This window comes from Staphylococcus croceilyticus, from assembly GCF_002902575.1.
Lineage (GTDB): Bacteria > Bacillota > Bacilli > Staphylococcales > Staphylococcaceae > Staphylococcus > Staphylococcus croceilyticus.
In genome coordinates this window covers 1-11,099 of the sequence record NZ_PPRD01000064.1, presented here as the reverse complement: position 1 = coordinate 11,099, position 11,099 = coordinate 1, and the positions used below count along the sequence as shown (strand labels likewise).

At 32.3% G+C, this 11,099-nt stretch carries 8 protein-coding genes; all 8 read left to right on the top strand.

The features are described 5' to 3' along the window. Nucleotides 1-169: 169 nt before the first annotated feature. A complete protein-coding gene (locus tag CD128_RS08450) occupies nucleotides 170-829 on the top strand; it encodes a response regulator transcription factor (RefSeq protein ID WP_103329537.1) in 660 nt (219 codons plus the stop codon). Beyond that, entirely contained in the window at nucleotides 826-2,187 is a 1,362-nt protein-coding gene (locus CD128_RS08445) for a HAMP domain-containing sensor histidine kinase (RefSeq protein WP_103329536.1), read from the top strand. The genes CD128_RS08450 and CD128_RS08445 overlap by 4 nt, the downstream gene beginning before the upstream one ends. Nucleotides 2,188-2,505: 318 nt before the next feature. Further along, on the top strand, nucleotides 2,506-5,313 hold the full coding sequence (locus CD128_RS08440) for a 2-oxoglutarate dehydrogenase E1 component (RefSeq protein ID WP_103329535.1): 2,808 nt from the start codon (nucleotides 2,506-2,508) through the stop codon (nucleotides 5,311-5,313). Nucleotides 5,314-5,324: 11 nt separating this feature from the next. Beyond that, on the top strand, nucleotides 5,325-6,605 hold the full coding sequence (gene sucB / locus CD128_RS08435) for a dihydrolipoyllysine-residue succinyltransferase (RefSeq protein WP_103329534.1): 1,281 nt from the start codon (nucleotides 5,325-5,327) through the stop codon (nucleotides 6,603-6,605). A gap of 666 nt (nucleotides 6,606-7,271) precedes the next feature. Continuing rightward, nucleotides 7,272-8,087, top strand: coding sequence for a VOC family protein (locus CD128_RS08430; RefSeq protein ID WP_103329533.1), 816 nt, complete (start codon nucleotides 7,272-7,274; stop codon nucleotides 8,085-8,087). Nucleotides 8,088-8,114: 27 nt separating this feature from the next. Beyond that, entirely contained in the window at nucleotides 8,115-8,318 is a 204-nt protein-coding gene (locus tag CD128_RS08425; RefSeq protein ID WP_103329538.1) for a DUF6501 family protein, read from the top strand. A 108-nt stretch (nucleotides 8,319-8,426) separates the two neighbouring features. Further along, complete coding sequence (locus CD128_RS08420; RefSeq protein WP_103329532.1) at nucleotides 8,427-9,218, top strand: ATP-binding protein; 792 nt, start codon at nucleotides 8,427-8,429, stop codon at nucleotides 9,216-9,218. A gap of 12 nt (nucleotides 9,219-9,230) precedes the next feature. Next, nucleotides 9,231-11,099: vWA domain-containing protein (locus CD128_RS08415; RefSeq protein ID WP_103329531.1), on the top strand; the 1,869-nt coding region annotated here is incomplete at its 3' end.

The window sequence follows — 11,099 nt, the reverse complement described above, 5'->3', positions numbered from 1 at the left end:
AGTTATCACAACTTGTTTTGCTTTAACATACTTGTATGCTTATTTAGAGATATACTATGATAAAATATTGTTTATATTATAAAAGACTAATTAGTCATAATTAGTAAAATTTAATTTTAGATTAATTAACATGTTTGTTAACTTATTTTTCAAAAAAGAGGTGCAACCATTGACTGATATATTAATAGTAGAGGACGAACAAAATTTAGCTCGTTTCCTTGAATTAGAATTAACACATGATAATTATAATGTTGATATTGAATATGAAGGGCAAGCTGGTTTAGATAAAGCATTAAATAATAGTTACGATTTAATTATTTTAGATTTAATGCTGCCTAATATCAATGGACTTGAAATATGTCGACGTGTACGTCAAGAACAAACTACGCCAATCATTATTATCACAGCTAAGAGTGATACATATGATAAGGTAACAGGATTAGACTATGGCGCTGATGATTATATTGTGAAGCCATTTGAAATTGAGGAATTATTTGCTAGAATTCGTGCTGTATTACGCCGTCAACCTCAAAAAGATATTATTGATATAAATGGTATTAAAATAGATATAGATGCTTTCAAAGTAACTGTTAATGGTGAACAACTTGATTTAACAAAAACAGAATATGATTTATTGTACGTGTTAGCGACAAACCGTAATCATGTACTGCAAAGAGAGCAAATACTTAATCATGTATGGGGTTATGATAGCGAAGTAGAAACGAATGTAGTAGATGTTTATATTCGTTATTTGAGAAATAAATTAAAACCATTTGGTAAAGAAAAAACAATTGAAACCGTTCGTGGCGTAGGGTACGTGATTAGATGATAAAAAAACGTACTTTACAATATAAATGGATGACAATAACGACACTTATTATGTTTACGACAATCCTTTTATTCTGTTTGATTACTATCTTCTTTCTTAAAGATACGTTACGTGAGGGAGAAATTGATGAAGCTGAGCATAGCTCTAGTGAAATTGTTAATTTAATTCAAACACGCTCTATGGATCGTATTTCAACACTAGATTTAAGTGCATCTTTAGAAAATTTTGAAGAAGTCATGATATATAATCAAGAAGGAAAGGAAATAATGCATACTTCAAATGAGAGTAGTATAAATTTTAAACCATCATTTGATTTAACAAATATTGAACGTATTAAAGTTGCACAGTATAAAGGTAGACAATTTCTTATTATAACTGAACCTGTTCAAAATCGTAATTTTCAGGGGTTTAGCGTTTTAGTTCATTCATTAGAAGGTTATAACAACATCGTACGTTCTTTGTATATAGTAGCTATTATGTTTGGGGTAGTTGCTACGGTCATTACTGGCTTCATTAGTTATATCATCTCAAGACAAATAACTAAACCGTTAATAAGAATGTCTAATAAAATGATTCAAATACGACGTGATGGATTCCAAAATAAGTTAGAACTTAATACAAATTATGAAGAAACCGATAATTTAATTGAAACGTTCAACGATATGATGTTTCAAATTGAAGAGTCTTTTAATCAACAGCGTCAATTTGTAGAGGATGCTTCTCATGAGTTGCGTACGCCGCTTCAAATAATTCAAGGACATTTAAATTTAATTAAACGTTGGGGAAAAAAAGACCCAGCAGTATTAGAAGAATCATTAAACATTTCCTTGGAAGAAATGAATCGTATCACAAAGCTTGTTGAAGAATTATTACTTTTAACAAAAGATAAAGTTAATATTCAAGCATTAGAAAGTGAAGATGTAAATATTAATGATGAAATCCGTTCGAGAGTTAAATCATTACAACAATTACATCCTGACTACCAGTTTGATGTTCATTTAGCAAATAAACCGTTAAACTTACATATCAATCGCCATCAATTTGAACAATTGCTTTTAATTTTTATCGATAATGCTATGAAATATGATAAAGAAAACAAGCATATTGTCATTAAAACGCAACTTCGAAATAAACAAATCAGTATTGAAATAACGGATCATGGTATGGGTATTCCTAAAGAAGATCAAGAATTTATATTTGATCGTTTTTATCGAGTTGATAAATCAAGAGCTAGAAGTCAGGGAGGTAACGGTTTAGGTCTTTCTATTGCAGAAAAAATTGTACAACAATACAGTGGCTATATAATAGTTGATAGTGAAGTAAATCAATATACTACTTTTAAAATTATCTTTAAATAATAAAATAGTAGAAAATGACTAGGATTAAACTATGTTAAATTTTAAACCTAGTCGTTTTTTTATTTTATCTTTTGAGCAAAGACATTATCTTTAAATAACTTTTTTAAGTAACACTTAAAAATTTCAGTGATATTGGAAAAATTTTAAAAAAGAAAGGCTGTTATCAATATAAAATACTATGTATTAAACCCTTTTCAATGAAATTAATTTTTATTATACATCCTTTTACATAATATTCAGTCAATAGGCTTTATCAAAGTGTTAAATAATGCTATGATTATTCTGTAAGCGGTTTAACTATTTTGTGGAGGGTATACTATGGCAAAGGATAATAAGGATGTTACGGAAGCTCCTGTAAACTTTGGTGCAAATTTAGGTCTTATGTTAGATTTATACGATGATTATCTACATGACCCTTCATCTGTACCCGATGATTTACAAGTTCTTTTTAGTACAATAAAAAATGGTGAAGCTAATATCGAGGCTAAACCTACCACAAAAGGGAGTGGTTCTTCAGCGGATGATAGCACTATCAAACGTATCATGCGCTTAATCGATAACATTAGACAATATGGTCACCTTAAGGCCGATATTTACCCTGTAAATGCTCCAAAAAGAACTAATGTTCCTAAACTAAACATTGAAGATTTTAATTTAGATAAAGCAACATTAGAACAAATTTCTGCTGGCATTGTTTCTGAACATTTCAGTGATATTTATGACAATGCATATGAAGCAATTGAGCGCATGGAAAAGCGCTATAAGGGACCTATTGCATTCGAATATAACCATATTAACAACAATAAAGAACGTACATGGTTAAAACGTCGAATTGAAACACCTTATAAGGCAAATATTAATAATGATGAAAAGAAAAAATTATTCGAAACGTTAGCACATGTTGAAGGCTTTGAAAAGTATCTACATAAAAACTTTGTAGGCGCAAAACGCTTCTCAATCGAAGGTGTAGACACATTAGTGCCTATGTTACAACATACTTTGAAACGTGCTGCAGAAGTAGAAATTCAGAATATTCAAATCGGCATGGCACATCGTGGACGTTTAAATGTCTTAACGCACGTTTTAGAAAAACCATACGAAATGATGATTTCAGAATTCATGCATACGGATCCTATGAAATTCTTACCGGAAGATGGAAGCTTAGAATTGACTTCTGGTTGGACAGGTGACGTTAAATATCACTTAGGTGGCGTTAAAACAACTTCTTCATATGGTATTGAACAACGTATCTCACTTGCAAATAACCCAAGCCATTTAGAAATTGTAGCGCCAGTAGTTATTGGTAAAACGCGTGCTGCTCAAGATGATACACATCATAATGGCGGTCCTACAACTGACTTCCATAAAGCTATGCCTATCATAGTTCATGGGGATGCAGCTTATCCAGGTCAAGGTATCAATTTCGAAACAATGAATTTAAGCAATTTAGATGGCTATTCTACAGGAGGCGCCTTACATATCATTACGAATAACCGTATTGGTTTTACAACTGAACCAGTAGACGGTCGTTCAACAACGTATTCTTCTGATATTGCTAAAGGTTACGATGTGCCTATCTTACACGTTAATGCTGATAATGTAGAAGCAACTATTGAAGCAATTGATATCGCAATGGACTTCAGAAAAGAATTCCACAAAGACTTTGTCATTGATTTAGTAGGTTATCGTCGTTACGGGCATAATGAAATGGATGAACCATCAATTACTAATCCTGTTCCATATCAAAATATTCGCAAACATGATTCTGTTGAGATTATTTATGGTAACAAATTAGTGGATGAAGGCGTTATTGATAAAGAGCAAATGAATGAGATTATGGATAATGTTCAAAAATCTATGCGTTCAGCTCAAGATAAAATTGATAAAGCCGATAAAATGGACAATCCTGATATGGAAAAACCTGAATCATTACAACAACCTTTACAAAGTGATGATAAAGATTTCACATTCGATCATTTGAAAGAAATCAATGATGCAATGTTAACATATCCAGAAGGTTTCCATGTTTTGAAAAAGCTCGACAAAGTGCTTGAAAAACGTAGAGAACCATTCGAAAAAGAAGACGGTTTAGTTGACTGGGCGCAAGCAGAACAACTTGCATTTGCAACTATCGTTCAAGATGGCATCTCAGTGCGTTTAACTGGTCAAGACAGTGAGAGAGGTACATTTAGCCATAGACATGCTGTATTACACGATGAGGAAAATGGTGATGTTTACACACCTTTACACCATGTGCCTGATCAAAAAGCTACATTTGAAGTTCATAATAGTCCGTTATCTGAAGCAGCTGTTGTTGGCTTTGAATATGGATACAATGTTGAGAATAAAGAAAGCATGAATATTTGGGAAGCACAATATGGTGACTTCTCTAACATGGCTCAAATGATATTTGATAACTTCATGTCTTCTGGACGTGCTAAATGGGGCGAAAGAACTGGTTTAACTTTATTCTTACCACATGCGTTTGAAGGCCAAGGTGCAGAACATTCTTCAGCACGACTAGAAAGATTCTTACAATTAGCAGCTGAAAATAACAGTACAGTGGTTAACTTATCAAGTTCAAGTAACTACTTCCATTTATTAAGAGCACAAGCTAAAAGCTTAGGCACAGAAGCTATGAGACCTTTAATTATTATGTCACCAAAAAGCTTGTTGAGAAACAAAACTGTTGCTCAACCAATTGATAAATTTACATCTGGTGGATTCAAACCAATCCTTGTAGATGAAGCTGACAAAGATAAAGTGACTAAAGTTATTTTAGCTTCAGGTAAAATGTTCATCGACTTAAAAGAACATTTAGCTAAAAATCCTAACGAATCTATTTTATTAGTGGCTGTGGAAAGATTATATCCATTCCCAGAAGAAGAAATTAGAGAAGTGTTAAATGAATTACCAAATCTTGAAACTGTTTCTTGGGTTCAAGAAGAACCTAAAAACCAAGGTGCATGGTTATTTGTATATCCGTACTTAAAATCTCTTGTAGGAAATGAATATAATTTAAGTTATCACGGTAGAATACAACGTGCAGCACCAACTGAAGGTGATGGAGAAATTCATAAACTTGTTCAAAATAAAATTATTGAAAGTAGCACTCAAAATAACTAGGGGGAAATAATATGGCAGAGGTAAAAGTTCCAGAATTAGCAGAATCTATTACAGAGGGTACTATTGCAGAATGGCTAAAAAATGTTGGCGATAGCGTTGAGAAAGGTGAAGCCATTCTTGAGTTAGAAACTGATAAAGTTAATGTTGAAGTGGTATCTGAAGAAGAAGGCGTTTTACAAGAACAACTTGCTTCTGAAGGTGATACAGTAGAAGTAGGTCAAGTTATTGCAACAGTTGGAGAAGGTAGCGGAAATAACGCTTCTAGTAGCAATAATGATCAACCGTCTGAAGATAAAAAAGACGAAAGCGCTGAAAAAAATGAAGGCAAAGAAACAGAAACACCTTCAACTAGCTTAAATGAATCAGAACAATCTTCATCTAATAACCAACGTGTTAATGCGACACCATCTGCACGTCGTCATGCTCGTGAAAACGGTGTAGATTTAAGTTCAGTTTCTGGTAAAGGTAACGATGTAGTACGTAAAGAAGATGTAGACAATAGTCAAAAAGCAAGTCAATCTCAAGCTAATGAATCTTCACAAAATAGTAAACCGCAAGAAACTAAAAAATCATCAAGCACACCAAATAAACCAGTTATTCGTGAAAAAATGTCACGTAGAAAGAAAACAGCTGCTAAAAAATTATTAGAAGTGTCTAATAATACAGCAATGTTAACTACATTCAACGAAGTAGACATGACAAATGTTATGGAACTTCGTAAACGTAAAAAAGAACAATTTATCAAAGATCATGATGGTACGAAATTAGGCTTTATGTCATTCTTCACTAAAGCAGCTGTAGCAGCATTGAAAAAATACCCAGAAGTAAATGCTGAAATTGATGGCGATGATATGATTACTAAACAATACTATGATATCGGCGTAGCTGTTTCAACTGACGATGGTTTATTAGTGCCGTTCGTAAGAGATTGCGATAAGAAAAACTTTGCTGAAATTGAAAGAGCAATTGCTGACTTAGCAGTAAAAGCACGTGAGAAAAAACTTGGTCTGGATGACATGGTAAACGGTTCATTCACAATTACAAACGGTGGAATCTTCGGATCAATGATGAGTACACCAATTATCAATGGTAACCAAGCTGCAATCTTAGGTATGCACTCAATCATTACACGTCCAGTGGCTATTGATAAAGACACTATTGAAAACAGACCAATGATGTACATCGCATTAAGTTATGACCACAGAATTATCGATGGTAAAGAAGCAGTAGGTTTCTTAAAAACTATTAAAGAACTTATCGAAAGCCCAGAAGATCTTCTATTAGAAAGCTAATCATAAAGGAATACAACCTCGTAAATATTGATACAACGACGTATTCTCGTCGTTGTATTTTTTTGTTTGAAAAAGTGTGAGGGAGAATTATTAAAGGGTGTCTCTAGAGCAAGTTTAAATAAGCTTTTCAGCTATAACATCGCAAGTTATAATTATAACGCCTATATATATATTAGAATTTAAGTCAAAGTATCAATGAAAGTATTACTAATGAATAAGGAAGTACATAATAGTTTAAAACATATATAAGGTAAGATAGCGTCTTAGATTATAGCTGCTATAATCTACACATTTGCACATAAAGCAACTAAATTATAGTAGTATATATCCTTTTCAACATAATATCAAAGTATAACAAGTAATGAGTAACGTTTAAAAAATAGAAAAAACGAACTTATCGCGTTAATGCTTGTGAGAAATAATATTAATATTTTATTTCTCACACAACTCCCCTCACTATATTTGATAAGGCAGGGGAGGGGATGAAGTGATTATTTTAACTATAAATTTTATTTTAATTTATCGAACTTAATATGTGATAAAAATGAATAAAGTTCGTATTTATATCGCAAGGTGTAAACATTAATCTCTGATAGTTCATCATATAAATCGGATAAAAAATACGTTATAATAATTGAGAAAAGATAAATATAGGGGTGTCAATCTATGAGCGGACTTAGAAGTGTCACACTAGGGACAAGTGATCTTTCTAAAACAAAGAAATTATTCAAAGATATATTAGGTCTTAATGTTGCATCTAAAAATCAAGCTTTACGATTTGGTGATGCAGACTTAAGTCCGGGGACACGTATACATTTTGTTGAAGTTCCAAATGAAACATATCAAAACCAACACATTTCTAGTGTAGGATTAAGAACTCCATCTGATGCAGGTCTAGAAGAATATCAACAAATTTTAAAAGATAATGATATTGATTATAGTTCTATAACAGAGTTAAACGGTAATAAGCATTTTAATTTTAAAGATGCTAACCAACAAATATTTGATATTTATTCAAATGAGCATAATACTGGAATCGGCTTAGGCACTCCAACATTCGAAAGCTCAGTCAATCCACTTCATCAATTACAAGGTTTAGGGCCAATCATTATTCAAGTAAACGAAATGCCTGTGACGGCTTCCATCTTTAAAAACGTATTTAATTTAGTACATTATGCGGAATATGAGTCTACTGAGTTTCCAGAACAGGTGATTCAAGTATTTAAAATCGGTGAGGGTGGTTTAGGCGGTGAGCTTCACTTATATCAACCTAAAGAAGAAATAAAAATGGTTGAAGAAGGTATCGTTGAACAAGTTGAATTTAGCGCTAATTCATCTGAGGAATTTGAAAAAGCTCAGAAAGAACTTGATGACATTGGAATCCCATATCAAATGTTAAACCAAGGTGATGCTAAATCAATCCGTATTACTGAAAATAGTGGCATCTCATTCATTTATACTTTAGATAATAAATTACAATAATTAATTATTGGAGGAATATACATGGCTATGTTACATGAAACATGGAAAGAGCGTACACCAATTAAAAAAGTTGAAGTTACTAATACAGATGCTAAGAAATTTACAGTTGCTGATATGTTAACTATCGGCAAACAATATGATGTAATTAATGAAACTGAAGAATACTACCAAATTATTGATAATTCAGGTTTAGTTGGCGGTTATTACAAAGATTATTTTAAAGAAGTTTAAGTTAGCAAATCATTTCTAAACATATCGTTCTATTTAAGACTCAGGAGTCATAACAAGACTCCTTAGTCTATTTTTTCATTTTCAAAGAAAGAAGGAGTTTAAACTATTATGGTACAAAATCAATATATTAATTCTGATGAATCTGTATTCAATGATGCTAAAGCATTATTTAAATTAAACAAAAATATCTTATTAAAAGGCCCAACTGGTTCTGGTAAAACAAAATTAGCGGAAACTTTAAGTGAAACAGTTAATACACCTATGCATCAAGTTAACTGTTCTGTCGATTTAGATGCTGAAAGTTTATTAGGTTTCAAAACGATTAAAACAAACGATGAAGGACGTCAAGAAATTGTTTTTATCGATGGCCCAGTTATTAAAGCAATGCGTGAAGGTCATATCTTATATATTGATGAAATTAACATGGCTAAACCTGAAACATTACCAATTCTAAATGGTGTATTAGATTATCGTCGTCAATTAACAAATCCATTTACTGGAGAAGTGATTAAAGCTGCACCAGGTTTCAATGTTATTGCTGCTATTAACGAAGGGTATGTAGGCACATTACCAATGAACGAAGCACTTAAAAACCGTTTTGTAGTAATTCAAGTAGATTACATTGATGGTGATATCTTAAAAGAAGTGATTAAACAACAAAGTAATTTACAAGACGATAAAGTCATTGAACAAATTATTAAATTCAATGAAGATTTACGTACAATGTCTAAACAAGGCCAAATTTCAGAAGAGGCAGCTAGTATTCGTGCACTTATCGACTTAAGCGATTTAATTACCGTGATGCCTATTGAACGCGCGATTCAACGTACAATTATCGACAAATTGGAAGATGAACGTGAACAACAAGCGATTAAAAACGCAATTGAACTAAACTTTTAGAGAGGGATTAATATGAGTGATCGTTTTATAAAATTTAATGATGAGCAACTCGATGCTAAACAAGTCATGATGTTACAAGACTTAGCGCGCTTACTACTAAAAAACGAACAAACACAGGTTAAAATTCAAAAATTCCCTTTTTATGATCCGATTAATAATACGCTTATCACTAGCTGGTTCTGGTCCCATCGTCCTGCTGAAATTGAAAATGCAGGGTTAAAAACGGATGTAATGTTGGCTGCATATGGCTATCAAATGATGGACGAAAAAATTGTGAATGAAGTTCTTCACGAAGATGAATTTGAGCATCCTAAATTTTATCATCAACTCTTCCGTCTATTAGAAGATATGCGTGTCTTTAACCATATTCGTAATGAAAGACCAAGTACTGCTAAACTTATCGATTTACGTCTACAAACGCGTTTATCTTATACTGAATCGCAAATTACTTTTTATAAAACTAAGACGGTTTATACTGATTTATTATTTTTATATTTAGAACGTGCATTTTTAAGTCAAAATTTCTTTGATATTCCAATGATGCATCCACAATATGATGATATTTTAAATCATATGTTCCAGTATTTGCCTAACTTTTTCCAAAATGAAACATCTGAAGATAATATGTATTTAGCGCAACGCATTATGTTTCAAATTGATGATATATTAAATAAAGATATGTTGAATGAATACTATTATCTTCCTAGAAGAGTATACGAAGCGATACATGAATTATCGTTTGAAGATATTAAACGAACGGATGCAAGTAATGTTGATGGTCATGATAATACGAGTGAAGATACAGACGCTGAAACAGCTGAAGCAGAAACTAAAGCCCAAGATAGCAAATCTGAGGGTGGCGCATATTTAGAAATGGAATTGCACGAGGGTGAAAACAGTGACGTTTTAAGTGATAATGATACGGCGCGTGAAGGCGATTCAACTGATGATATGACGGATATGATGACTAAAAAAGGGCGCGGTTCTGACAATACGCTTAATAATGATGAAGGTGGCACGATTGGTCAAAATCCTTCATTTGCGCTTAAAGGTATTAATGAAAACGTCGAAATCAAATGGAATGTACCTGATATTGAACCAGAGTATTTTTTAGAATATCAAAATGTGAAAAATGATGTTCAATTTGAAACAAAAGATTTAATACAAATTATTAAGAAAACAATTGATCGTGAGCATGTTGATGAACGCCATAATCTTACAAAAGGGCGTTTGCAACGTGATTTAATTAATTGGTTTATCGATGATCAATATAAGTTATTTTATAAAAAACAAGATCTAAGTAAAACGTTTGATGCTACATTCACTTTATTAATTGATGTCTCTGCAAGTATGTTTGATAAGATGGATGAGACGATTAAAGGCGTAGTGTTATTCCATGAAACACTCAAATCACTAAACGTTAAACATGAGATATTAGCATTTAATGAAGATGCATTTGATTCAGATGATAGAAAACAACCTAATATCATTGATGAGATTGTTCACTATGATTATTCAACTATGGAGAAAAGTGGACCACGTATCATGTCATTGCATCCTCAAGACGATAATCGTGATGGAGTAGCTATTCGAATTGCTAGCGAACGCTTACTTAGACGTAGCCATAACCAACGATTCTTAATTGTCTTTTCAGACGGTGAACCATCAGCATTTAATTATGCTCAGGATGGTATTTTAGATACCTATGAAGCTGTTGAAATGGCTCGTAAATATGGTATAGAAGTCTTCAATGTATTCTTAAGTCAAGATACGATTACAGAAGACATTGAACAAACTATTCATAATATTTATGGACAATATGCGTTATTTGTAGAAGGAGTGGAGAACCTTCCAGCTCATTTATCTCCATTACTTAAAAAA